Origin of the sequence: Variovorax sp. NFACC27, assembly GCF_048301545.1 — a bacterium.
GTDB lineage: Bacteria > Pseudomonadota > Gammaproteobacteria > Burkholderiales > Burkholderiaceae_C > Variovorax > Variovorax gossypii.
Map to the genome: position 1 here is coordinate 4,725,385 of NZ_CP157613.1, position 23,773 is coordinate 4,749,157.

The following is a 23,773-nucleotide window of genomic DNA, read 5'->3' on the forward strand; positions in this document are numbered from 1 at the left end:
GAACGAAGCGGCTCAAGTGGGAGCCCTCGGACCGGTGCCCGCCGGCACCGTCACCACGTTGGTGCGGCACGGCTGACGCAGCGTCTTGCCGCAGTCCGGCAGCGCGGCTGCATGCGGGTACGGCACATAGCCCAGCACGATGCTCGAAGCATTGGCGGCCTCATGCCACAGCGTGTTGGTCGAAGGCGTCTTGTCGTTGCCGAACAGCCAGAAGCCGGTCTGCGAGGGCGAGTCCACCGTCACGCGGATGCTGGAGCCGGCGCGAAAGACGTGGGCGAACTTCTGGATCTCGATGCGCACCAGGTTGGGTTGCCCCGGCAGCAGCGCCGCCTCCTTCGGTTGCGTGAAGTCGCCGAAGGGACGCAGTTCGGTGGAGCGGCTGTCGTCGAGCGCGCGCTTGGAGGCACGCAGCCATCCGCGCTGCACGAACATCTCCTTGCCGTCGGGCCGCACTTCGGACACCGTGACCTGCAAGTCGGTGTTGTCGGCGGTGGCGCTCAGGTACAGGTCGGCCGAGCCTTCTCCATAGAAGCTCAGGTCCTCGGGCAATGCAGCGGTCGTGAAGGTTAGCTGGCCGTCCTTCTCGGCATCGGCCACTGCCTGCCAGCCTTCGGCGGCCGGGTTGTTCACCACCGGGCTCTTTGCCGGATACCTGTAGTCGGACGAGGCCGCGCCGGAGCTTGGCTTCGCGTCGCCGAGCACGCCGCCTGGCTGCATCCACAGGCGCATCGGCTTGACCTTGACCGGCAGGCGGTCGAACTCGGCCACGGCCGTCTGCTTCAGCTTCGCGGCGCCGTTCACCGCCTTCTGGTCGGTCTGCTGCATCTCCTGCAGCAGGCGCACGCGCGGCTCCTTCTCGAAGCCGTTGTCCTCGCCCTTCACGAAATGGGCGAGGAAGCGCTTCAGGGTGCCGTCGATGTAGTCGGAGGTGACGTTGGTGTGGTGGTCGCCGTTGGAGCTGACGAGCCACATCCTGTCGGGCGACATGGTGTCCTCGTAGTAGCCCGAGCGCGGGCCGATCTGCTCGTCCTGCCACGACTGGGTGCCCAGCGCGGGAATGTCGATCTTGCCGGTCTCGTAGAACGCGCTGCGCTTCACGTAGAGGCCGTCGGCATAGGGGTTCTCGAGCCACTTGGTCAGGTCGAGATCGGGCCGCTTGATCTTCTCGATGTTGTCGGCCACGGTCTTCGCGCACTCGGTATCGCCGTCGAGCCTGGCGGCCAGCGCCGCCGCGCGGTTCCAGGTGGCCGGAAAGCCACCCCACCACTGCGAGGGAAAGCCGATGTTCTTGATGCCGCCCGGGTAGCCCACGTCGCGGTACGGGTCGGTCACGTTCTTGCTGGGCGTGATCGCCAGCAGGCCCTTGGGCCGGTGCGCGGCCACCCAGAGCTGGTTGTAGCCCGAGTACGAGTAGCCGACCATGCCGATCCTGCCGTTCGACCACGGCTGCTTGCCGGCCCATTCGATGGCGAAGGCGCCAGCCGCGCCGGTGCTGGCATCGAAGACCTGGTCTTCGCCGCTGGAGCAACCCGTGCCCGGCACGTTCAGCCCCATGACTGCATAGCCCTCCGTCACCCAGAGCTGGCCGATGTTCGGGGCCGAGCCCGAGCTGTAGCCGTCGTACTCGACCAGCAGCGGATAGGTGCCCTTGCCGCCGTCGGGCAGCAGCAGCGAGTAGCGCATCCTGTTGCCGTCGGGCAGCGTGATGTAGCCCCACTTGCGGACCACGCCCGTCTCGGGCGTGGCCGGCGGCTGTGCCGGCGGCGTTTCGGCGGCCGGCGGGAAAAAGGTGAAGCCGCCGCCCGACGAGCCGCCGCCGCACGCGGCGATGCCCGCTGCCGTGGCAAGCAGCGACGCGGCAATACGCCATCGTGGGAAATCTCTGAAAGTCCTCATTGATCCGTCTCCGTTATCGTTTTGATTGATGTCATGCGCTGCCCACGCGCGCTTCGGGGCAAAGCGGTACGCGAACGTCAGGGCGCCACGGTGATCTTGGTGGCCGTGGGCGTGGCGTCGAGCAGCAGTTGCGAAGGCCACGGCGCCCAGGTCGCGCCCAGCTCGGCGGTGTTCGGGTCGCCCGTGCGCATGAATGCACCCACGCTGGCCATGACTGCGTTCGACAGCGCCAGCCGCCCCTTCTCGTTGGCCTTGCCGCGCATCGCGTTCGACAGCACCGACGGGCCGAAATTGCCGAACACGAAAGGCAGGTCGAAGGCGTGCGCCGCGCCGTACACGTCGTTCCACGGCGAGGCTTCCTGGGCCCAGTCGAGGCGGTAGTGCCAGACGTTCGACTGGCGCGTCTTCATCGTGTTGAGCAGGTTGTCGCGGTTGGCCTCGAACAGGCCCTTCGTGATGAGCGCAGTGGCCGCGTTGTAGCCGGTGCCGGGCTTGTCTACCGGAAGGTAGAACGGGTCGATGATGTCGTTCACCGTGAGCGTGGGCGCTGCATCGGGGTCGAAGTTGAACATCATCGAGAAGCGCTGGGCGTCGGTGACGATCCAGCCCGGCTTCGGAAAGCCGATGGTGCCCAGCAGCGACGCGAAGAGCTTGCCCTCGTCGCGCGTGTTGCCGGAGAGCATCGGCACCTTCACGTACTGGTCGGCAGCGATGGCGCCGATGGGGTCGGTCGGGATCACCGTGCCGTCGGGAATGGGCCCGACCGAGCCGAGGCCGGCGGCGACCACCGTGGTCAGCATCTTGCCGCCGTCCTGCGCGCGCAGGTATTCGGCAATCTGCGCCGGCGTACGGCCGGCGATATAGGCCTTGGCCGCCGTCGCGTCGGCGGCGGTGCCGTCGGCGACGAGCAGCTTCTCGAGGATGCCCTCGCCTTGCGCCAGCGAGGCCGAGGCCGGCGACAGCGAAGGCAGCGTGCCCGGCGGCAGGTTGCTCGCGAGCGAGATGCCGCCGCTCATCTCGAAGGCCTTGTGGAACAGGCCCTTGGCCATCGGCGAGGTCATCACCGACAACAGGTTGGTGGCGCCGGCCGACTCGCCCGAGAGCGTGACGTTGCCCGGGTCGCCGCCGAAGTTGGCCACGTTGTCGCGGATGAAGCGCAGCGCCGCCATGTTGTCGAGGAGCGCGAAGTTGCCCGAGTCGTCGCCCTCGGTGCCGCCCGAGCGCAGCTGCGGCACGTTCAGGAAGCCCAGGATGCCCAGGCGGTAGCTGGCGGTGATGACCACCGCGTTGGCGGCCTTGGCCAGCGCGGCGCCGTCGTACAGCGGATCGGCGGTGTAGCCCGAGATGTTGCTGCCGCCATGGATGAAGAGCAGCACCGGCAGGTTCTTGTCCGCCGTGGCCGGGCGCCAGATGTTGACGAACAGGCAGTCCTCGCTGCCGCTCGGCTTGCCCAGCATGGTGCCGATGGTCTCGTCATAGGTGTTGTTGGCGCCGGGGCTGAAGATCCGGCCGATCTGCAGGCAGGCGTTGCCGAACTTCGTGGCCTGGCGGATGCCGCTCCAGGGCTCGGGCGTCGCCGGCGCGCGCCAGCGCAGCTCGCCGACCGGCGGCTTGGCGAACGGAATCCCCTTCCAGAACCAGGTGCCCGACTTGGCGCTGTCGTCCACGCCCTCGACCTTGCCGGCAGTGGTCTGGCGGACCATCGGGCCGTCGGCGGCGGGCGGTGTCGGCGAGGGAGCCGGTGCGGGCGGCGGCGCGCTAGGCAGGAAGGCGAAGCCGGACGAACCGGACGAGCCGCCCCCGCAGGCCGAAAGTGCCGCCAGGGCGGCCGTGGCCATCACCAGGGCCACGGCCCTGGCCGTTGCGGTCTTCTTTACTGCTGCCGCAGCCTGGTTGCGCGCGGTTGTCTCAGTCTTCATGTTTTTTGTCTCCACACCGGGTTAATCGGAATTCCTGGCCTGGCGCGCGGCACCCATACTCCGGGCCGCCGAACACGCAAAAAAATTCTAGAAACCGGCACCGTTTTCATCGCTATCGCAACAAAGCCAAACGAATGACTTCAGGAGCCTCCATGCCGCTGCGCCAGCGCGGCACCCAGCGCCGGGCGGGCTGCATGCCGCAGCCGGAGCTGCGCACCAGTTCGGCCGCATGGCTCGAAGGCGTCCTGTCGATGTTCGAGGCCGAGGGGCTGGACGTGCCCTCGCTGCTGCGGGACGCCGGCTTCGACCCGGATTCGTTGCACCGGCAGAACACGCGCATCCCCGTCGACGAGATCACGGTGCTCTGGCAGCTCGCCGTGGCCCGTGCCGGCCGGCCCACGCTGGGCCTGCACCGCGACCTGGCCTCCACCCACAGCAAGCTGGGCACGGTGGGACATGCGATGTCGTGCAGCTCCAGCCTCGAATCGGCGCTCGTGCGGCTGACCCGCTACATGGCCGTGATCTCGGACGCGACGGCCTTTTCGCTGCAGCCCGATCCACGCGGCTGCTGGATGGTGATGCGGCACACCGGCGGCAGCCTGCCCATTCCCCGCCAGCGCGTCGAATACGCCCTGCTGACCGTGCTCATGCAATGCCAGTGGCTCACGCGCCGCGACCTGCAGCCGCTGGCCATGGAGTTCATCTACCCTGCGCCGGCCGACGACCGGCTGCATCGCGAGGCATTCGGCTGCGATGTGCGATTCAACGCCGAAGCCAACCGCCTGCTGCTGTCGGCCGCCGACATGGCGACGCCGCTGCCCACCTTCCACGAAGTGCTCGGCGAGATGCAGGAGCACCTGCTGGACGACCAGCTGAACCTGCTGGGCCAGACCACCACCAGCACGCTGGTGTGCGCCGAGATCGCGCGCCGGCTCCAGTACGGCGAGCCGCGCCGGCAGGACGTCGCCTCGGGCCTCGGACTGGCCGAGCGCACGCTGCAGCGGCGGCTGCAGGAAGAGTCGGTGTCGTTCCAGTCGCTGCTCGACCGCACCCGCCGCGAGCTGGCGAAGCAATACCTGGCCGAAGACCGCCACACGTTGACCGATGTGGCCGACATGCTGGGCTTCGTGGACACGAGCAACTTCTTCCGTGCCTGCAAGCGCTGGTTCGGCGTACCGCCGGCGCAGTACCGGGCGCGCATCTGGGACGCGCCCGCCGCCCTCGCGGCCTGACCCCTCCGGGGCCCCGATGGCCCGCCCGGCCAGGGGTTACGCGCCGTGCCGGACAATCCGGGCATGAGCTTGCTTGCTGAAGACACCGGGGTCGCGGACCTGGGACTGCGCTGGAAGCCTGGTTTCCACGCCCTGGGACCGGCCTTTCTCACCGACTTGCGGCCGACGCCGCTGCCCGATCCGTACTGGGTGGGCCGCAGCGAAGCTGTCGCCCGAGATCTGGGCCTGCCGTCCGATTGGCATTCGTCGCAGGCCACGCTGGCGGCCCTGACCGGCAGCCTGCCCATTGCCGGCACCAGCCCCTTCGCCACGGTCTACAGCGGCCACCAGTTCGGCGTGTGGGCTGGCCAGCTCGGTGACGGGCGCGCCATCATGCTCGGCGAGACCGAAGGCGGGCTCGAGGTGCAGCTGAAGGGCGCGGGGCGCACGCCCTACTCGCGCGGCGGCGACGGCCGCGCGGTGCTGCGCTCCAGCATTCGCGAATTCCTGTGCAGCGAAGCCATGCACGGCCTTGGCATCCCGACCACGCGCGCTCTGTGCGTGACCGGCTCCGACGCTCAGATCTACCGCGAGGAGGTGGAAAGCGCCGCCGTCGTCACCCGCGTGGCGCCCAGCTTCGTGCGCTTCGGCCATTTCGAGCACTTCGCAGCCAACCAGCGCGAAGACGAGCTTCGTGCGCTGGCCGACTACGTCATCGACCGCTACTACCCGGCCTGCCGTACCACGGAGCGCTTCGGCGGCAATGCCTACGCCGCCTTCCTGGAAGCCGTGAGCGAGCGCACCGCCGCCCTGCTCGCCCAGTGGCAGGCCGTGGGCTTCTGCCACGGCGTGATGAACACCGACAACATGAGCATCCTCGGGCTCACCATCGACTACGGCCCGTTCCAGTTCCTCGACGGCTTCGACCCGCGCCACATCTGCAACCACAGCGATACCAACGGGCGCTACGCCTTCAACCAGCAGCCCAACGTGGCCTACTGGAACCTGTTCTGCCTCGCGCAGGCGCTGCTGCCGCTGATCGGCGACCAGGAGGTCGCGGTGGCCGCGCTGGAGTCGTACAAGACGGTGTTCCCGAACGAGTTCGAGGGCCGCATGCGCGCCAAGCTGGGGCTGGCCGAGGCAGCCGAAGGCGACCGGCCGCTGATCGAGGGCGTGCTCAAGCTGCTGGCCGCGGGCAAGGTCGACTACACGATCTTCTGGCGCCGGCTCTCCGGCTTCGTGGCCGACGGCAACGTGGAGCCGGTGCGCGACCTGTTCCTCGACCGCGAAGGCTTCGACGCCTGGATGCTATCTTTTTCGGAGCGCCATGCCTCCACCGACCGGGCCCTGGCCGCCGAACTGATGCGCCGCACCAACCCGAAGTTCGTGCTGCGGAACCACCTGGGACAGCAAGCCATCGAAGCGAGTCAGCAAAAGGACCACTCGGGTGTGGCAACCTTGCTGGCAGTGCTCCAGACCCCATTTGAAGAACATCCCGGTGCCGACGCATACGCCGGCTTCCCGCCCGACTGGGCTTCCACGATCGAAATCAGCTGCTCATCATGACCACTCCCGTACAGAAAACCGACGCCGAATGGAAAGCCCTGCTCGCCGAAAAAGGCGCCGAGCCCGCGGCCTTCGAGGTGACTCGCCACGCGGCCACCGAGCGCCCCTTCACCGGCAAGTACGAGGCGCACTGGGATGACGGCACCTACCATTGCATCTGCTGCGGCGCCAAGCTGTTCGAGTCGGCGACCAAGTTCGACGCCGGCTGCGGCTGGCCCAGCTTCTCGCAGGAAGCGGTGCCGGGCGCGATCCGCAACATCATCGACCGCTCGCACGGCATGGTGCGCACCGAGAACGTCTGCGCGAACTGCGGCGCCCACCTGGGCCACGTGTTCCCCGACGGCCCCACCGAAACCGGCCTGCGCTACTGCATGAACTCGGCGTCGCTCGACTTCCAGAAGAAATAAGCAAGCCAGCCAGCAAACTAAGAGCTCAATGAAACTGCTCCTCGACTTCTTCCCGATCCTGCTTTTCTTCATTGCCTACAAGCTGGGCGACATCTACACCGCCACGGGCGTGCTGATGGCCGCCACGGTGGTGCAGATGGCCGTCATCTACGCCACCGAGCGCAAGCTGCAGGCCATGCAGAAGGCCACGCTGGTGCTGATCCTGCTGTTCGGCACGCTCACGCTGGCGCTGCACGATGATCGCTTCATCAAGTGGAAGCCGACGGTGCTTTACGGCGCAATGGCGGTCGCGCTGGCCGTGGCGCTCTGGGCGCTGAAGAAGAACTTCCTGAAGATGCTGCTGGGTTCGCAGCTCGAGCTGCCCGACCGCATCTGGGGCAGGCTCAACGTGGCGTGGATCGGCTACTGCCTGTTCATGGCCGCCATCAACGCCTACGTGGCGGCGTACTTCACGACCGAGGCCTGGGTCAACTTCAAGCTCTGGGGCTACGTGTTCCCCATCGTCTTCCTGGTGGCGCAGGGCCTGTACATCGCGCCGCACCTGAAGAACGAGGACAAGCCGACCGCATGACCACGGACACCGCACAGCTCCCCACCACGGCAGCCCTGGAGGCCGCGCTGCGCAAGGCGCTCGCGCCGACGGCGCTCGAAGTCATCGACGAAAGCGCGGCCCACGCGGGCCATGCGGGCGCCAACGCGGAAGGCCGCGGCACCCATTTCCGCGTCCGCATCGCCTCCCCGCTGTTCGAGGGGAAGCCCCGCGTGGCGCGGCATCGGCTTGTGTATGATGCCCTCCACGTTTTCATCGCACAGGGTCTGCACGCCATCGCCATCGAGGTGCTCTGAGTCAGTCGTCCAACGCATTGCTCGCACGCCACGCCCGCGTCGGCCGTTGCCCCTTCTTCCCCAATCCCCTGCTTTCATTACCGCGCAACTCCTACACGCGCATTCACTTCCCAGCTCGACCATTCATTCCATGAAAAAACAAATCTTGCAGGCCGTCGCGGCCGCAGCGCTGCTCGGTGCCATCCCCATGGCGGCCCTGGCGCAGAACGCAGCCATCGTGAACGGCAAGCCGGTGCCCAAGGCCCGCATGGACGTTCTGGCCCAGCAACTGGCTGCCGCGGGCCGTCCGGTGACGCCTGAAATGCAAGGCCAGTTGCGCGAGGAAATCGTGGCGCGCGAAGTGTTCATGCAGGAAGCCCAGAAGCAGGGCCTGGACGCCACCGACGACTACAAGAACCAGCTCGAACTCGCCCGCCAGGCCATCCTGATCCGCGCGCTGTTCGAGAACTACCGCAAGACCAACCCGGTCGCGGACGCCGACGTGAAGGCCGAATACGACAAGTTCGTCGCGGCCAACGGCGGCAAGGAATACAAGGCCCGCCACATCCTGGTCGAAACCGAAGACCAGGCCAAGAAGATCATGGCCGACCTGAAGAAGGGCGCCAAGTTCGAGGACATCGCCAAGAAGCAGAGCAAGGACCCGGGTTCGGGCGCCAACGGCGGCGACCTCGACTGGGCCAACCCCGCGAGCTTCGTGCCCGAGTTCTCGGAAGCCATGATCAAGCTCAAGAAGGGCGAGACCACCCCCGCTCCGGTGAAGAGCCAGTTCGGCTGGCACATCATCCGCGTCGACGACATCCGCCAGGCTCAACTGCCGAAGCTGGAAGAAGTGAAGCCGCAGATCACGCAACAGCTGCAGCAGCAGCGCCTGCAGAAGTACCAGGAAGACCTGCGCGCGAAGGCCAAGGTCGAGTAATCGATCCGAGCAAAAAGAAAGCGGCCCTCGAGGCCGCTTTTTTTATTGCCGTCCGTTCGTGTCCGCCAGGCCTTGCCGGCTTCGCGGACGATCGAAGCGGGGCGTCCTTCAGCCCACCCAGCGACGGGCGTTGCGCCAGATCTGCATCCAGGGGCTCAGCTCGCTGCGGTCGCCCGAGGTCCAGCTCATCTGGATGTTGCGGAACACGCGCTCGGGGTGCGGCATCACCGCCGTGAAGCGGCCGTCGGGCGTGGTCACCGAAGTCAGGCCGCCCGCGCTGCCGTTGGGGTTGAACGGGTACTGCTCGGTCGGCTTGCCGTGGTTGTCCACGAAGCGCATCGCGCCGATGGCCTTGGCCGCGTCGCCGCGGTGCTTGAAGTTGGCGTAGCCCTCGCCGTGCGCCACCGCGATCGGCAGGCGGCTGCCCGCCATGCCCGCGAAGAAGATGCTGGGCGATTCGAGCACCTCGACCATCGACAGGCGCGCCTCGAAGCGCTCGCTCTGGTTGGTGGTGAAGCGCGGCCAGGCTTCGGCGCCCGGAATGATTTCGGCCAGCTCGGCGAACATCTGGCAGCCGTTGCACACGCCCAGGCCGAAGGTGTCGGCGCGGCCGAAGAAGGTCTTGAACTGCTCTGCCAGCTTCGGGTTGAAGGTGATGCTGCGCGCCCATCCGATGCCGGCGCCCAGCGTGTCGCCATAGCTGAAGCCGCCGCAGGCAACCACGCCCTTGAAGCTGGCGAGGTCCGCCCTGCCCGACTGCAGGTCGGTCATGTGAACGTCGAAGGCCTCGAAGCCGGCATCGGTGAAGGCATAGGCCATCTCGACGTGCGAGTTGACGCCCTGCTCGCGCAGGATCGCGACCTTGGGGCGCGACTGCAGGATGGCCGGTGCGGCCGGCTGGGGATTCGGCAGGAACACGTGCATGCCCGGATCGGCCGGATCGCCGGCTGCCGCGTGTTCGGCATCGGCGCAGGCCGGGTTGTCGCGCTCGCGGGCGATCTTCCAGCTGACCGAGTCCCACACCTGCTGCAGGTCGTGCAGGCTCGCGCTGAACACGGCCTTGGCATCGCGCCAGACTTCGATCTTGCCCTTGCCCGCATCCATCTGCGAGCTGGCGGGACGCGTCTTTCCGACGAAGTGGCTGTGCGTGCTGAGGCCGTGGGCGCGCAGCACCTGCATGACGTCGTTGCGCTCGGCGGTGCGCACCTGCAGCACCATGCCCAGCTCTTCGTTGAAGAGCGCCTTGAGCGTGAGTTCTTCGCGGCGCGCGCTGACCTGCTGCGCCCAGTTCTTGGCGTCACCGGTTTCCATTCGGCTGTCGGAGATGCCGTCGCCTTCGGTGACGAGCATGTCGACGTTCAGCGCCACGCCGACGTGGCCCGCGAAGGCCATCTCGCAGGCGGTGGCGAACAGGCCGCCGTCGCTGCGGTCATGCATCGCGAGGATCTTGCCGTCAGCGCGCAGGGCGTTCACGGCATTGACCAACGCGACGAGCTGCGCCGGGTCGTCGAGGTCGGGTACGGTGTCGCCGCTCTGGTTGAGCGTCTGCGCCAGGATGCTGCCGGCCATGCGGTGCTTGCCCTGGCCCAGGTCGATCAGCACCAGCGTGGTGTCGGCCTCTTCGGCGTCGAGCTGCGGCGTGAGCGTGCCGCGCACGTCGGGCAGCGTGGCGAAGGCGCTGACGATCAGGCTCACGGGCGAGGTGACTTTCTTCGCCTCGGCACCGTCCTTCCACTGGGTGCGCATCGACAGGGAATCCTTGCCGACCGGGATCGACACGCCCAGCGCCGGGCAAAGCTCCAGGCCCACGGCCTTGACGGTCTCGTACAGCGCGGCGTCTTCGCCGGCCTCGCCACAGGCCGCCATCCAGTTGGCCGACAGCTTGACGCGAGAGAGTTCGATGGGCGCGGCCAGCAGGTTGGTGATGGCCTCGGCCACCGCCATGCGGCCCGAGGCCGGCGCGTCGAGCGCGGCCAGCGGCGTGCGCTCGCCCATGCTCATGGCCTCGCCGGCGAAGCCCTTGAAGTCGGCCAGCGTCACGGCGCAATCGGCCACGGGCACCTGCCAGGGGCCGACCATCTGGTCGCGGTGGCTCAGTCCGCCCACGGTGCGGTCGCCGATGGTGACGAGGAAGCGCTTGGAAGCCACGGTGGGGTTCGCGAGCACGTCGATGGCGGCCTTCTGCAGGTCGACGCCGGTGAGGTCGAGCGGCTTGAAGCTGCGCGCCACGGTCTTCACGTCGCGGTGCATCTTCGGCGGCTTGCCGAGGAGCACGTCCATCGGCATGTCGACGGGCTGCACTTCGGCGCCTTCATCGGCCACCAGCAGCTGGCGCTCTTCGGTGGCTACGCCGACCACCGAGAACGGGCAGCGCTCGCGTTCGCAGAAGGCCTTGAACTGCTCGAGCGATTCGGGCGCGATGGCCAGCACGTAGCGCTCCTGGCTCTCGTTGCACCAGATTTCCTTCGGCGCCATGCCCGACTCTTCGAGCGGCACCGAGCGCAGGTCGAAACGCGCGCCGCGGCCGGCGTCGTTGGTCAGCTCGGGGAATGCGTTGCTCAGGCCGCCCGCGCCCACGTCGTGGATCGCGAGGATCGGGTTGGCGTCGCCCTGCTGCCAGCAGTGGTTGATGACCTCCTGCGCGCGGCGCTCGATCTCGGGGTTGCCGCGCTGGACGGAGTCGAAGTCGAGCTCGGCGGCGTTGGCGCCGGTGGCCATGGAGCTGGCTGCGCTGCCGCCCATGCCGATGCGCATGCCGGGGCCGCCGAGCTGGATCAGCAGGGAGCCGGTGGGAAAGCGGATCTTCTTGGTCTGCGCCGCGTCGATGCTGCCGAGGCCGCCCGCGATCATGATGGGCTTGTGGTAGCCGCGCTGCACGGTGTCGACATCGCTCGCCACCGTCTGCTCGTACTCGCGGAAGTAGCCCAGCAGGTTGGGACGGCCGAATTCGTTGTTGAACGCGGCGCCGCCCAGCGGGCCCTCGGTCATGATCTGCAGCGGGCTGGCGATGTGCTCGGGCTTGCCGTAGCTGCCCTCTTCCGGCCACAGCTTCGAGACGGTGAAACCGGTCAGGCCGGCCTTGGGCTTCGAGCCGCGGCCCGTGGCGCCTTCGTCGCGGATCTCGCCGCCCGCGCCCGTCGAGGCGCCGGGGAAAGGCGAGATGGCGGTCGGGTGGTTGTGCGTCTCGACCTTCATCAGCACGTGACTCAGGGCGCTATCTTTTTGATAGCTCTGCGAGCCGTTGACCGGAATGAAGCGCTCGATGGTCGTGCCCTCCATCACCGAGGCGTTGTCGGCATACGCGATGACCGTGTGCTGCGGGTTCTGCTTCTCGGTGTTGCGGATCATCGAGAACAGGCTCTGCGGCTGGGCCTCGCCGTCGATGGTGAAGTCGGCGTTGAAGATCTTGTGGCGGCAGTGCTCGCTGTTGGCCTGCGCGAACATCATGAGTTCGACGTCGCTGGGGTTGCGGCCCAGGCGGGTGAAGGCGTCGACCAGGTAGTCGATCTCGTCCTCGGCCAGCGCCAGGCCGAAGCCGGTGTTGGCCGCCACCAGCGCGGCGCGACCGCCGCCCTGCACGTCGACCTGCGCCATCGGCTGGGCCGGCAGCTCGCTGAACAGGCTGGCCGCCTGCTCGACGGTGGCCAGCACCGATTCGGTCATGCGGTCGTGCAGCGGGCCGGCCGCGGCGGCCAGGGCGTCGCCCTCGAGCACGGGAGCCTTGCCGATCAGCGGCGCCTTGAGCTTCAGGTGGTACTGGGTAACGCGCTCGACGCGGCGCAGCGCCAGGCCGCAGTTGTGGGCAATGTCGGTGGCCTTGGAGGCCCAGGGCGAAACGGTGCCCAGGCGCGGCGTGACCACCACGGTGGTGCCCGCCTTGGCCGGCGCCTCGAAGGGCTCGCCGTAGGTCAGGAGTGCGGCGAAGCGCTCATGGCCCGCCTGGTCGAGCGCCGAGTCGGTCACCACCAGATGCACGAAACGGGCCGAAATGCCCTCGATGCGCGGCTCGATGGCCTGCAGTTTCGGCAGAAGCTGCCGTGCGCGGAAGTCGCTGAGCGCGCTGCCGCCCTCGAACATGGTTACGACAGGAAGGGCTTGATGTGCGGGCTGCGTCACGGTCGGTGGGGCCTCGGGGGCCGCGTTGGGAATCAAGAAATTGAGGCTGATGACCGCTGACTGGGATCATCCGCGTTAGCCCGTGATTTTAGGCCATCGCCGGGACGCCCCGAGGCGGTCGTCCCCCTTGAGGGGCAGCGGGGCACGAAGTGTTCCGCGTTGGGGGCAGGTTCATCCTGCCGATGGGATAATTCCGGGATGAGCATTAACTACAAAGACGCTGCAGGCATCGAAGCCATGCGGGTCGCCTGCCGCCTGGCCTCCGAGGTGCTGGACTACCTCACGCCCCTGATCAAGCCCGGCATCACGACCAACGACGTCGACCGGCTCGCAGCCGAGTACATGGTCAAGCAGGGCACCACCTCCGCCACGGTGGGCTACATGGGCGCGAGCAGCGTCCCGTTCCCGAAGTCGCTGTGCACCTCGGTGAACCACGTGGTGTGCCACGGCATCCCGAACGACAAGCCCCTGAAGAAGGGCGACATCATGAACGTCGACGTCACCGTCATCAAGGACGGCTGGTTCGGCGACAACAGCCGCATGTACGTGATCGGCGACGCGTCCATCGCCGCCAAGCGCCTGTGCAACATCACCTTCGAGGCCATGTGGCACGGCATCCTCCAGGTGCGACCCGGTGCCCACCTGGGCGACGTGGGCCACGCGATCCAGAAGTTCGCCGAGGGCCAGGGCTTCTCGGTGGTGCGCGAGTTCTGCGGCCACGGCGTGGGCCAGCGCTTCCACGAAGAGCCCCAGGTGCTGCACTACGGCCGCCCGGGCACCATGGAAGAACTCAAGCCCGGCATGATCTTCACCATCGAGCCGATGATCAACGCCGGCAAGCGCGACGTGAAGGAAGACTTCAAGGGCGGCCAGTACGACGGCTGGACCATCGTCACGCGCGACCACTCGCTGTCGGCCCAGTGGGAGCACACGGTGCTCGTCACCGAGACCGGCTACGAGGTGCTGACCCTGTCGGCAGGCAGCCCTCCGCTGCCTTCCTTCGTCACCGCCACCAAGACCTGACGCGGCAACGCGTTCCCCGCCCGTGATCGAAGCAGCCAACATCGACGTGGCGACGCTGCGCGAAGCCTATCGCGCGAAGAAGCTCGCCCTGTTCGACACCCTGCGCTTCGCGCGCGCTCCCACCCGCAGCGTGCACACGGTGCTGCGCCAGCTCTCGGCGCTGGCCGACGAAACGCTGTGCACCCTGTGGCGCGAAGCCGGCTTCGGCGACTCGCTCACGCTGGCAGCCGTGGGCGGCTTCGGGCGCGGCGAGCTGTTCCCGTATTCCGACGTCGACGTGCTGCTGCTGCTGCCGCCCGAGGGCGAGGCCGGTGGCATCGAGCCGGCCCGCATCGAGGCCTTCATCGGCCACTGCTGGGACGCCGGCCTCGAGATCGGATCCAGCGTGCGCACGGTGGACGAATGCCTGGCCGAGGCCGAGAAGGACGTCACCGTCCAGACCTCGCTGCTCGAGGCGCGCCTGATCGCTGGCGACAAGAAGCTCTTCACCGCCTTCCGCCGCCGCTTCTCGCGGGCCATCGATCCGCAGGCCTTTTTCGTGGCCAAGTCGCAGGAAATGCGGCACCGCCACCAGAAGTTCGACAACACTCCCTACGCGCTCGAGCCCAACTGCAAGGAATCGCCCGGCGGCCTGCGCGACCTGCAGACCATCCTCTGGATGACCAAGGCCGCCGGCTACGGCAGCCGCTGGGACGATCTCGCCAAGAACGGCCTGGCCACCTCCTTCGAGGCGCAGCAGATCAAGCGCAACGAGGCGTTGCTCTCGCTCATTCGCGCCCGGCTGCACGTGATCGCCAACCGGCGCGAGGACCGCCTGGTGTTCGACCTGCAGACCGCCGTGGCGGCCAGCTTCGGCTACGAGAGCGAGTCGCAGCGCAAGTCGAGCGAAGCGCTGATGCGGCGCTACTACTGGGCCGCCAAGGCGGTGTCGCAGCTCAACCAGATCCTGCTGCTCAACATTTCCGAGCGCCTGCAGCCCAGCGACGAACAGCACACGCCCATCAACGAGCGCTTCTACGAGCGCGCCGGCCTGATCGAGATCGCCAGCGACGACCTCTACGAGCGCGAGCCGCACGCGGTGCTCGAGACCTTCCTGCTGTACCAGAAGACCATCGGCGTGAAGGGCCTGTCGGCACGCACGCTGCGCGCGCTCTACAACGCGCGCCACGTGATGGACAGCAAGTTCCGCAACGACCCGGTCAACCACCAGACCTTCATGCGGATCGTCCAGCAGCCCTACGGCATCACGCATGCCTTCCGGCTGATGAACCAGACCTCGGTGCTGGGGCGCTACCTGCGCGTGTTCCGCAGCATCGTGGGGCAGATGCAGCACGACCTGTTCCACGTCTACACGGTGGACCAGCACATCCTGATGGTGCTGCGCAACGTGCGGCGCTTCTTCATCGCCGAGCATGCGCACGAGTACCCGTTCTGCTCGCAGCTGGCGGCCGGCTGGGACAAGCCCTGGATCCTGTACGTGGCGGCCCTCTTCCACGACATCGCCAAGGGCCGCGGCGGCGACCACTCCACGCTGGGCGCGCGCGACGTGCAGCGCTTCTGCAAGCAGCACGGCATCGCCCGCGAAGACGCGAAGCTGATCGAGTTCCTCGTGGCCGAGCACCTGGTGATGAGCCAGGTCGCCCAGAAGCAGGACCTGAGCGATCCCGAAGTCATCGGCGCCTTCGCCAAGCGCGTGGGCAACGAGCGCTACCTGACCGCGCTCTACCTGCTGACCGTGGCCGACATCCGCGGCACCTCCCCGCGCGTGTGGAACGCCTGGAAAGGCAAGCTGCTCGAGGACCTGTACCGCTACACCCTGCGCGCGCTGGGCGGCCGCATGCCCGACCCGGACGCCGAGGTCGAGTCGCGCAAGCGCGAAGCGCTGGTTCAGCTCGCCCTGCACGCCCAGCGCTTCGAGGCGCACAAGGCCCTGTGGGACACGCTCGACGTGGGCTACTTCATGCGCCACGACGCCTCCGAGATCGCCTGGCACGCCAAGCAGCTCGCGCGCTTCGTGCCGCCGCCCAACGTGCCCGTCGACCCGAAGGCGCCGCCCATCGTGCGCGCGCACCTGTCGCCGGTGGGCGAAGGCCTGCAGGTGGTGGTCTACACGCCCGACCAGCCCGACCTGTTCGCGCGCATCTGCGGCTACTTCGACCAGGCCTCCTTCAGCATCCTGGACGCCAAGGTTCACACCACGAGCAACGGCTATGCGCTCGACACCTTCCAGGTCGTCACTACCTTCCTGCCGGACCACTACCGCGACCTGATCAGCATGGTCGAGTCGGGCCTGGCACAGACGCTCACCGAGGCCGGCGCCCTGCCCCCGCCCAGCATGGGGCGGGTGTCGCGCCGGGTGCGCAGCTTCCCGATCAAGCCGCGCATCAGCCTGCTGCCCGACGACAAGGCGCAGCGCTGGCTGCTCAACATCTCGGCCAGCGACCGCGCCGGCCTGCTGTATTCGGTGGCCCGGGTGCTGGCACGTCATCACCTGAACCTGCAGCTCGCCAAGGTCACGACGCTGGGCGAGCGGGTGGAAGACACCTTCCTGATCAGCGGCCCCGAGCTCCAGGGCCAGAAGACGCAGCTGGCCATCGAAACGGAATTGATGGAAGCACTGGCATCCTGAAACCCCGGGAGCCCTCAGAATGTCGGCCATGGAATTCCTGATCGAACAGCTATCCGAATCGGTCTCCTCTGCCAAGACGCTGGAAGACCTCGCCCGCCCGATGCTCGAAATGCTCGAGGCGGCAACCGGCCTCGAATCGGCCTACCTCACGATCATCGAGCCCGACAAGGCCCGCCAGCACATCCTCTTCGCCCACAACACGGGCGAGCTCGCCATTCCCGAAGGGGCCTATGTGCCCTGGGCCGACACGCTGTGCCGCCACGCGCTGGAAGAAAACCGCATCTACGCCGACGATGCCGGCGGCTGCTGGGGCGACGCCGATGCCGCCCGCGAGCTGGGCATCCAGTCCTGCGCGAGCGCGCCGGTCAGGCTCGACGACGGCGGCCTCCATGGCGCGCTGTGCGTCGCCAGCGCGCGGCAGGTTCCGCTGCCGGCCATCGCCGAGCCGGTACTGCGCCTGTTCGCCAGGCTGATCGGCCAGCAGGTCGAGCGGGAGCAGATGATCGCCAAGCTCGACAAGGCCGGCATCGAACTCTCGACCAATGCAGCGACCGACGTCCTCACCGGCCTGCCGAACCGCCGCGCCCTCGTCGACGCGCTGCAGCGCATGCTCGCCCAGGGCGCGCGCAGCGCCCAGAGCGTGCTGGTCGGCTTCATCGACATGGACGACTTCAAGAAGATCAACGACGCGTACGGCCACGGAGTCGGCGACGAATTCCTGGCGGCCATGGCGAAGCAGCTGGCGGCTTGCGTACGCGCGAGCGACATGCTGGCGCGCTTCGGCTCCGACGAGTTCGTCGTGATCGGCCTGGGCCCCGGCCTCGGTGAATCGCCGCGCACCGGCGCCATGGCTTTGGCCGACCGGCTGGCGGAAAACACCAAAGGCGAGCTGCGGCTCAAGAACATGACGATCGACTACAAGGGCGCCAGCGTCGGCGTGGTGGCCGTCGACCCTCGCACCACCTCGGCCGAGGAGGCCCTGCGGCAGGCGGATACCGCCATGTACGCGGTCAAGCACAACCGTCGAAACATGATCCACGACACCGGCGCGCTCCTGTCGGGCTGAACCCTGTCAGGCTGAACCTGGCCGGCGCCTTCAGCCGGCGGGCAGCGCAGCCGCGTCGCGCCCCCACAGCGGCGCCTGCTCGTACTGCGCCACCCACTGCGCGACATCCTTGGCCGCCATCGGCCTCGCGATGCCGAAGCCCTGCGCCAGCGTGCAGCCCAGGGCGAGCAGCGCCTCGCCCTGCTTCGTGGTTTCGACGCCCTCGGCCACCGCCGTGAGCCCCAGCGCATGGAGCAGCGCGATGATGCCCTGCACGATGGCCCGGTCCTGGCTGTTGTCGAGCATGCCGCGCACGAAGGACTGGTCGATCTTCACGGTCGACACCGGCAGCTGACGCAGGTAGGTGAGCGACGAATACCCGGTGCCGAAGTCGTCGATGGTGACGCCCACGCCCAGCATCTTGCAGGCCTCCACGAAGAGCGCGACGTTTGCGAACTGGCTGATCGCCGTGGTCTCGAGGATCTCGAGCTCCAGCATCCCCTCGCCCTGCTTCGGAAACTGCGCCAGGTGCCTGGCGAGCCGCTCGACGAAGTCCCAGCGCATCATGTGGCGCGGCGCCACGTTCACACTCACCGAGATGTGCAGGCCCGCAAGGCGCCACTGGTGCGCCTGCCACAGCGCCGTGGCGATGGCCCAGTCGCCGACCTGCTCCACCAGCTGGTCGTCCTCGATCAGCGGCACGAACTGCGCGGGCGGCAGCAGGCCGCGCTCGGGATGCTGCCAGCGGATGAGAGCCTCGACGCCCACCACCACGCCGCGCCGCATGTCGACCTTGGGCTGGTAGACCAGGAAGAACTCGCCCTGCAGCAGGCCTTCCTGGATGCGCTGGCGTTCGCGGACCACCTGCTCGTCGGCGCGAGCCCTGGGAGCGTCGAAATAGTGCACCTTGCCGTCGGCTGCGCGCTTGGCGAAGAAAGCCGCGTGCTGCGCCTGGCGCAGCGCGGTCTCGGGGGGCGGGCCGTTGCTGTCGAGCAGCATGGCGCCGATGCTGGCGTCGATGCTGGCGGTCTGGTCGCGCCAGATCCAGGGGTCGGCCAGCGAGGTCTGGATGCGTTCGAGCACCTGGGCGCACTGCGAGGCGCCAAGGCCGGCGAACAGGGCCGCGAACTCGTCGCCGCCCACCCGGGCCATCACGCTCTCCCGCGGCAACTCGGCCTTGATGCGCTGGGCAACCTCCTCGAGGGCGGCATTGCCCGCGACCATGCCCAGACGCTCGTTCAACTCGGCGAAGTGGTCGACGTCGATGTAGCAGATGGCAGCCAGGCGCTTGCCCGCGCGTGCCCAGTCGGCCATCAACGGGCGCAGCACCTCGTCCGGCGGGAGACGGGCCGATCCGTCGTAGTACGACGGCAACGAGACTGGAGGTTGCTGGTTCGACAAAAGACTGGGGCTCCGGAAGTCGCGGACTATTGTTCTCCCAATTCGAACTGTTCCGCGTGTTGTTGCGAAAATTTGTTACAGCCGATGTGTGAACATCACAACACTCTCGGCAAGAAGGGCAACACCGGGCGGCATCGGGCGGTCCTAGCCGCAATACGCACCGACCACGCGGCCGGTGGGCTCGACCTGCACATTCAGCCGCATCATGTCCTGCGCCGGGTCGGCAGTCTCGGTGGCCAGCACGGTGCGGGCCATCCGGGCACCGGCGCGCTGCCGCATTTCCTCGAGCAATTGCTGGCTGATGCGCAAGCCCAGGGCGAAGCGCACGGATGCCGCCTGGCAGGCCTCGGGAGGCGTGACGAAGCTCGGGGGCTCGGGGACTTCCGGTGACAGAGGCCGGTCGGCCGGGGGTGTCTGGCAGCCGGCCAGCACCAGGCTCAAGCACAGGCTCGAAGCCACTGCCGACAGGCCAGGCCGGTATCGACCGTTCGTGATGCGCATCTTTCTTGCTCCTTCTTCAAGCTGATCCAAGCTGGGCGGAAGCTTATTCAACTCCGGGGACGGTCCTGTGGCACAGATTAAGCCAGCGAGGCTCGAAGCATCAACTAATTCACGCGGGCTCCGATTGGCGTCGCATCCGGGGCGTATGCTGGACGCGGCGTGCAGTCCAGGCCCGTGGGCCCCGAAACCATGACACAACCTCCTGCCACCGTTTTCCTGATCGACGTCGACAACACGCTGCTCGATAACGACCGCGTCATCGCCGACCTTCGCGCCCGCCTCGAGGAGTCCTTCGGCGCGGAAAGCGCCAGTCGCTACTGGGTTGCCTTCGAGCAACTGCGCGACCAGCTCGGCTACGTCGACTACCTCGGCGCCCTGCAGCGCTTCCGCGCCGGGGAAAGCCGCCTGGGCATGAGCGACCCGCGGCTGCTGCAGATGTCGAACTTTCTTCTCGACTATCCGTTCGCCGACAGGCTCTACCCCGGCGCGCTCGAAGCGCTGAAGCACCTGCGCCGGCAGGGGCCCACGGTGATCCTTTCGGACGGCGACGCGGTCTTCCAGCCGCGCAAGGTGCAGCGCTCGGGCCTCGGGGACGCCACCGAAGGCCGCGTGCTGATCTACGTGCACAAGGAGCAGATGCTCGACGTCGTCGAGCAGCTCCACCCGGCCCGGCACTACGTGATGGTCGACGACAAGCTGCGCATCCTGTCGGCCATGAAGGTCATCTGGGGACCGCGTCTTACAACGGTCTTCGTGCGGCAAGGGCACTATGCGCTCGACGCGCAGGCCATTGCGGACTACGCCCCCGCCGACATCACCGTCGAGCGCATCGCAGATCTCATCAACTTCGACTTCCCATCGACATGAGCCAGGCAACCAATCCTCTCGCGGGCCAACCCGCCCCCATCGAACTGCTGGTCGACGTGCCGCGCCTCGTCTCGGCCTACTACACCGGGCGGCCCGACCCGTCGATGCCATCGCAGCGCGTGGCCTTCGGCACCTCGGGGCACCGCGGCTCCTCCTTCGACGACGCCTTCAACGAATGGCACGTGCTGGCGATCAGCCAGGCCATCTGCGACTACCGCAGGCAGAAAGGCATCGACGGGCCGCTCTTCCTGGGCATCGACACGCACGCGCTGTCGACGCCGGCCTTCGGCAGCGCGGTCGAGGTGCTCGCCGCCAACGGCGTCGAGCTGATGATCTCGAAGGACGACGAGTACACGCCGACGCCGGCCGTGTCGCACGCCATCCTGGTCTACAACCGCGGCCGCACGACGGGCCTTGCCGACGGCATCGTCATCACGCCCTCGCACAACCCGCCCGAGAGCGGCGGCTTCAAGTACAACCCGCCCAACGGCGGACCTGCGGGCACCGACATCACCTCGGCCGTCGAGGCCGCGGCCAACACGATGCTGGCGAACGGCCTCGAAGGCGTGAAGCGCATGCCGCTCGCACAGGCGCTGCGCGCATCGACCACGCACCGGCACGACTACCTGAACACCTATGTAGAAGACCTGGCCCAGGTCCTCGACATGGACGCGATCCGCGACGTGAACCTCGACCTCGGCGTCGATCCGCTGGGCGGCGCCGGCGTGCGCTATTGGCCCGCGATCGCCGAGCGCTACAAGCTCAAGCGCCTGAACGTGCTGAGCCGCGAGGTCGACCCGACCTTCCGCTTCATGTCGCTCGACTGGGACGGCCGCATCCGCATGGACCCGTCGTCGCCCGACGCCATGCACAAGCTGATCGAGCTGAAGAACCGCTTCGGCATCGCCTTCGCCTGCGACACCGACCACGACCGCCACGGCATCGTCTCCGGCAGCACCGGGCTGATGCAGCCCAACAGCTACCTTGCGGTGATGATCGACTACCTCTACACGCACCGCCCGCAGTGGCCCGCCCAGGCGGCCATCGGCAAGACGGTGGTCAGCAGCCAGATGATCGACCGCGTCGCCAACCGGCTCGGGCGCAGGCTGCACGAGGTGCCGGTGGGCTTCAAGTGGTTCGTCGACGGGCTGGTCGATGCCTCGCTGGCCTTCGGCGGCGAGGAAAGCGCGGGCGCGACCTTCCTGCGCAAGGACGGCTCGGTCTGGACCACCGACAAGGACGGCATGGTGCCCGCCCTGCTCTCGGCCGAGATCGCCGCGCGCACCGGACGAGACCCGGGCGAGCGCTACGCCGAGCTGACGCAGGCGCTGGGCAAGCCGGTGTCCGACCGGGTGGACGCGCCGGCCACGGTCGAGCAGAAGAAGCGGCTGTCGAGCCTCTCGCCGCAGCAGATCCGCTCAACCGAGCTGGCGGGCGACAGGATCGTCGAGGTGCTGAGCCATGCGCCGGGCAACGGCGCGGCCATCGGCGGCGTGAAGGTCGTGACCGCGAACGGCTGGTTCGCCGCGCGGCCCTCGGGCACGGAGAACATCTACAAGATCTACGGCGAGAGCTTCAAGGGCAAGGACCACCTCGCGCGCATCCTCGAGGAGGCGCAGCACGTGGTCGACGGGGCGCTTTCGGGGAACTGAGGCCGAATGCGGACGCTGGTGCTGCGGCTGAATCCGGGCGACGACCTGCGCGCGTCGCTCGATGCGGCGCTGAAGCAAGGCGGCGTGGAGGCGGCCTTCGTGGTTTCCGGCATCGGCAGCCTGCGCGGGGCGAGCATCCGGTTCGCGGGCGCCGAGACACCGGCACGCATCGAGGGCGACCTGGAAATCCTCACGCTCGCGGGCAGCCTGTCTCCGGACGGCTCGCACCTGCACATCGGCGTGTCGGACGCCGAGGGCCGGGTCTTCGGCGGGCATGCGGCGCCGGGATGCGTCGTGCGCACCACCGCCGAGATACTCGTCGCAGAGCTTCCCGGCTGGCGCTTCGCGCGCGAGCACGACCCGCTCACCGGCTATGCCGAACTGAGCCCACGCCGGAAGTCCTGACGCCCGGCTCAGCCTTCCAGCGACTCCACGCGCAGCGTCGCGACCGCGCCCGCCACTTCGGCGCGCGCCTGCAGCGCGTGCACGGCGAGGTCGAGCGCGCCCTGCTCCACCGGCCCCGTCAGCACCAGCACCTGCGGGCCCGCGCCGGGCCGTTCGGCCGCCAACGCGACCTGGCGCACAGGGACTTTCCGCTCCGCGAGACAAGCCGCAACTGCCTGGATCTGCCCCACCGCTTGCACCGGCACGCGCAGGTAGTGCGATGTGTGGACGGCGGCGCGCGGCACCACGGCAAGTGCATTCGTCGCATGGGCATGGACGCCGAGATGCGGTACGTGCTGCGCGGCATGCACGCCGTCGAGCCGCGCCACATCGACCAGGTCGGCGATCACGGCGGAGGCTGTCTGCTCCGAGCCGGCACCCGCGCCGTAGTACATCGTGAGTCCGGCCGCGTCGCTCTTGACCATGACGGCGTTCATCGAACCGTTAACCTGGGCCATCAGGTGCGTGGCGGGTACTAGCACGGGCTGCACGCGCAGCTCGACCCCCGCCGCCTGCCGGCGCGCCACGCCAAGCAGCTTGATGCGATAGCCAAGCTGCTCGGCGCAGGCCACGTCCACGCCCTGCAGCGCGGTGATGCCTTCCACCTGCGCGTCGGCGAAACGCAGCGGCATGCCGAAGGCGTTAGCCGCGAGCAGGGTCAGCTTGTGGGTGGCGTCGATGCCCTCGATGTCGAAGGTCGGGTCGGCCTCGGCATAGCCCAGCGCCTGCGCCTGCGCGAGTGCGGCGGCGAAGTCCAGGCCCTCGTCGCGCATCTTGCTCAGGATGAAGTTGGTAGTGCCGTTGATGATGCCGGCCACCCATTCGATGCGGTTGGCCGCGAGGCCCTCGCGCAGCGCCTTGATGATGGGGATGCTCACGGCCACCGCGCCCTCGTAGGCCACGATCACGCCCTTTTCGCGCGCGGCCGCGAAGATCTCGGCGCCATGCACCGCCAGCAAGGCCTTGTTGGCCGTGACCACGTGCTTGCCGTGCGCGATGGCGGCCAGCACCCAGTCGCGCGCCGGGCCGGTGCCGCCGGCCACCTCGACCACCACGTCGACGTCGGGATGGGTGGCGACCTGCATCGCGTCGGCCGTGAGCGCGACGCCCTCTCCCACGATGCCGGCGGCCCGCTGCAGGTTGCGCGCGGCGACGATCACGAGCTCGATCGACCGGCCGGCCCGCGCCGCGATGTCGGCCCGGTTGCGCGCCAGCACGCGGAAGGTGCCCGAGCCCACGGTGCCGATGCCGATCATCCCCACGCGCAAGGTACGAATGGCCGCCGGACGGTGGTGCAAGGGCTCTAGGGATTCAACGGGATCGCGGTACATGGA

At 68.1% G+C, this 23,773-nt stretch carries 18 protein-coding genes; 12 read left to right on the forward strand and 6 right to left on the reverse strand.

Features of this window, described 5'->3' with window-relative positions:
• Positions 1-12 precede the first annotated feature (12 nt).
• On the reverse strand, positions 13-1,896 hold the full coding sequence (locus ABL840_RS22135; protein ID WP_093306843.1) for a CocE/NonD family hydrolase: 1,884 nt from the start codon (positions 1,894-1,896) through the stop codon (positions 13-15).
• Between the two features lie 77 nt (positions 1,897-1,973).
• Positions 1,974-3,734 (reverse strand): carboxylesterase family protein, encoded by a 1,761-nt coding sequence (locus tag ABL840_RS22140; protein ID WP_093306888.1) that lies wholly within the window; start codon positions 3,732-3,734, stop codon positions 1,974-1,976.
• A gap of 233 nt (positions 3,735-3,967) precedes the next feature.
• On the opposite strand from ABL840_RS22140, the gene ABL840_RS22145 reads away from it, so the two are divergent.
• The 6 genes from ABL840_RS22145 to ABL840_RS22170 all read left to right on the forward strand — a co-directional run bounded on the left by ABL840_RS22145 (position 3,968) and on the right by ABL840_RS22170 (position 8,761).
• Positions 3,968-5,047, forward strand: a complete 1,080-nt coding sequence (locus ABL840_RS22145; protein ID WP_093306844.1) for an AraC family transcriptional regulator — start codon at positions 3,968-3,970, stop codon at positions 5,045-5,047.
• Positions 5,048-5,110: 63 nt separating this feature from the next.
• The gene (locus ABL840_RS22150; protein ID WP_093306845.1) at positions 5,111-6,592 is read left to right on the forward strand and encodes a protein adenylyltransferase SelO; all 1,482 of its coding nucleotides are present in this window, start codon (positions 5,111-5,113) and stop codon (positions 6,590-6,592) included.
• Entirely contained in the window at positions 6,589-6,999 is a 411-nt protein-coding gene (gene msrB, locus ABL840_RS22155; RefSeq protein ID WP_093195012.1) for a peptide-methionine (R)-S-oxide reductase MsrB, read from the forward strand. The genes ABL840_RS22150 and msrB overlap by 4 nt, the downstream gene beginning before the upstream one ends.
• 28 nt (positions 7,000-7,027) lie before the next feature.
• Entirely contained in the window at positions 7,028-7,570 is a 543-nt protein-coding gene (locus ABL840_RS22160) for a septation protein A (RefSeq protein WP_093195011.1), read from the forward strand.
• The gene (locus ABL840_RS22165; RefSeq protein ID WP_093306846.1) at positions 7,567-7,845 is read left to right on the forward strand and encodes a BolA family protein; all 279 of its coding nucleotides are present in this window, start codon (positions 7,567-7,569) and stop codon (positions 7,843-7,845) included. Before ABL840_RS22160 ends, ABL840_RS22165 begins: the two co-directional genes overlap by 4 nt.
• A gap of 130 nt (positions 7,846-7,975) precedes the next feature.
• A complete protein-coding gene (locus tag ABL840_RS22170; RefSeq protein WP_093195009.1) occupies positions 7,976-8,761 on the forward strand; it encodes a peptidylprolyl isomerase in 786 nt (261 codons plus the stop codon).
• A 108-nt stretch (positions 8,762-8,869) separates the two neighbouring features.
• On the opposite strand, the gene purL is transcribed toward ABL840_RS22170, so the two are convergent.
• Positions 8,870-12,838: a phosphoribosylformylglycinamidine synthase gene (purL, locus tag ABL840_RS22175; protein ID WP_093306847.1), complete on the reverse strand. Its 3,969-nt coding sequence runs from the start codon at positions 12,836-12,838 to the stop codon at positions 8,870-8,872.
• A gap of 237 nt (positions 12,839-13,075) precedes the next feature.
• Between purL and map the strand changes: the two genes are divergently transcribed.
• The 3 genes from map to ABL840_RS22190 are packed head-to-tail and all read left to right on the forward strand — an operon-like array spanning position 13,076 to position 17,595.
• Positions 13,076-13,900 carry a type I methionyl aminopeptidase gene (gene map / locus ABL840_RS22180; protein WP_093195007.1) on the forward strand — a complete coding sequence of 275 codons (825 nt, stop codon included), beginning with the start codon at positions 13,076-13,078 and terminating at the stop codon, positions 13,898-13,900.
• A gap of 22 nt (positions 13,901-13,922) precedes the next feature.
• The gene (locus ABL840_RS22185; protein ID WP_093306848.1) at positions 13,923-16,529 is read left to right on the forward strand and encodes a [protein-PII] uridylyltransferase; all 2,607 of its coding nucleotides are present in this window, start codon (positions 13,923-13,925) and stop codon (positions 16,527-16,529) included.
• A gap of 28 nt (positions 16,530-16,557) precedes the next feature.
• On the forward strand, positions 16,558-17,595 hold the full coding sequence (locus ABL840_RS22190) for a sensor domain-containing diguanylate cyclase (protein WP_093306889.1): 1,038 nt from the start codon (positions 16,558-16,560) through the stop codon (positions 17,593-17,595).
• Between the two features lie 30 nt (positions 17,596-17,625).
• Here the strand turns inward: ABL840_RS22190 and ABL840_RS22195 are convergent, their stop codons facing one another.
• Together ABL840_RS22195 and ABL840_RS22200 are read right to left on the reverse strand one after the other, a co-directional pair.
• Positions 17,626-18,975, reverse strand: coding sequence for a putative bifunctional diguanylate cyclase/phosphodiesterase (locus ABL840_RS22195; protein WP_093195005.1), 1,350 nt, complete (start codon positions 18,973-18,975; stop codon positions 17,626-17,628).
• 144 nt (positions 18,976-19,119) lie between these two features.
• Positions 19,120-19,476 (reverse strand): hypothetical protein, encoded by a 357-nt coding sequence (locus ABL840_RS22200; protein WP_093195004.1) that lies wholly within the window; start codon positions 19,474-19,476, stop codon positions 19,120-19,122.
• A 189-nt stretch (positions 19,477-19,665) separates the two neighbouring features.
• Between ABL840_RS22200 and ABL840_RS22205 the strand changes: the two genes are divergently transcribed.
• Genes ABL840_RS22205 through ABL840_RS22215 form a run of 3 tightly spaced genes read left to right on the forward strand, consistent with a single transcriptional unit; the run spans position 19,666 to position 22,400 of the window.
• The gene (locus ABL840_RS22205) at positions 19,666-20,343 is read left to right on the forward strand and encodes an HAD family hydrolase (RefSeq protein WP_093306849.1); all 678 of its coding nucleotides are present in this window, start codon (positions 19,666-19,668) and stop codon (positions 20,341-20,343) included.
• Entirely contained in the window at positions 20,340-21,995 is a 1,656-nt protein-coding gene (pgm, locus tag ABL840_RS22210; protein WP_093306850.1) for a phosphoglucomutase (alpha-D-glucose-1,6-bisphosphate-dependent), read from the forward strand. The genes ABL840_RS22205 and pgm overlap by 4 nt, the downstream gene beginning before the upstream one ends.
• A gap of 6 nt (positions 21,996-22,001) precedes the next feature.
• Complete coding sequence (locus ABL840_RS22215; RefSeq protein WP_093306851.1) at positions 22,002-22,400, forward strand: PPC domain-containing DNA-binding protein; 399 nt, start codon at positions 22,002-22,004, stop codon at positions 22,398-22,400.
• A gap of 8 nt (positions 22,401-22,408) precedes the next feature.
• On the opposite strand, the gene ABL840_RS22220 is transcribed toward ABL840_RS22215, so the two are convergent.
• Entirely contained in the window at positions 22,409-23,770 is a 1,362-nt protein-coding gene (locus tag ABL840_RS22220) for a homoserine dehydrogenase (protein ID WP_093306852.1), read from the reverse strand.
• Positions 23,771-23,773: the final 3 nt, after the last annotated feature.

What these genes read in the sequence shown, in the direction of transcription:
- ABL840_RS22135 (WP_093306843.1), bottom strand. Translation starts at nt 1,896, where the DNA reads ATGAGGACTTTCAGAGATTTCCCACGATGGCGTATTGCCGCGTCGCTG.
- ABL840_RS22140 (WP_093306888.1), bottom strand. Translation starts at nt 3,734, where the DNA reads ATGGCCACGGCCGCCCTGGCGGCACTTTCGGCCTGCGGGGGCGGCTCG.
- ABL840_RS22145 (WP_093306844.1), top strand. Translation starts at nt 3,968, where the DNA reads ATGCCGCTGCGCCAGCGCGGCACCCAGCGCCGGGCGGGCTGCATGCCG.
- ABL840_RS22150 (WP_093306845.1), top strand. Translation starts at nt 5,111, where the DNA reads ATGAGCTTGCTTGCTGAAGACACCGGGGTCGCGGACCTGGGACTGCGC.
- msrB (WP_093195012.1), top strand. Translation starts at nt 6,589, where the DNA reads ATGACCACTCCCGTACAGAAAACCGACGCCGAATGGAAAGCCCTGCTC.
- ABL840_RS22160 (WP_093195011.1), top strand. Translation starts at nt 7,028, where the DNA reads ATGAAACTGCTCCTCGACTTCTTCCCGATCCTGCTTTTCTTCATTGCC.
- ABL840_RS22165 (WP_093306846.1), top strand. Translation starts at nt 7,567, where the DNA reads ATGACCACGGACACCGCACAGCTCCCCACCACGGCAGCCCTGGAGGCC.
- ABL840_RS22170 (WP_093195009.1), top strand. Translation starts at nt 7,976, where the DNA reads ATGAAAAAACAAATCTTGCAGGCCGTCGCGGCCGCAGCGCTGCTCGGT.
- purL (WP_093306847.1), bottom strand. Translation starts at nt 12,838, where the DNA reads ATGTTCGAGGGCGGCAGCGCGCTCAGCGACTTCCGCGCACGGCAGCTT.
- map (WP_093195007.1), top strand. Translation starts at nt 13,076, where the DNA reads ATGAGCATTAACTACAAAGACGCTGCAGGCATCGAAGCCATGCGGGTC.
- ABL840_RS22190 (WP_093306889.1), top strand. Translation starts at nt 16,558, where the DNA reads ATGGAATTCCTGATCGAACAGCTATCCGAATCGGTCTCCTCTGCCAAG.
- ABL840_RS22200 (WP_093195004.1), bottom strand. Translation starts at nt 19,476, where the DNA reads ATGCGCATCACGAACGGTCGATACCGGCCTGGCCTGTCGGCAGTGGCT.
- ABL840_RS22205 (WP_093306849.1), top strand. Translation starts at nt 19,666, where the DNA reads ATGACACAACCTCCTGCCACCGTTTTCCTGATCGACGTCGACAACACG.
- pgm (WP_093306850.1), top strand. Translation starts at nt 20,340, where the DNA reads ATGAGCCAGGCAACCAATCCTCTCGCGGGCCAACCCGCCCCCATCGAA.
- ABL840_RS22215 (WP_093306851.1), top strand. Translation starts at nt 22,002, where the DNA reads ATGCGGACGCTGGTGCTGCGGCTGAATCCGGGCGACGACCTGCGCGCG.
- ABL840_RS22220 (WP_093306852.1), bottom strand. Translation starts at nt 23,770, where the DNA reads ATGTACCGCGATCCCGTTGAATCCCTAGAGCCCTTGCACCACCGTCCG.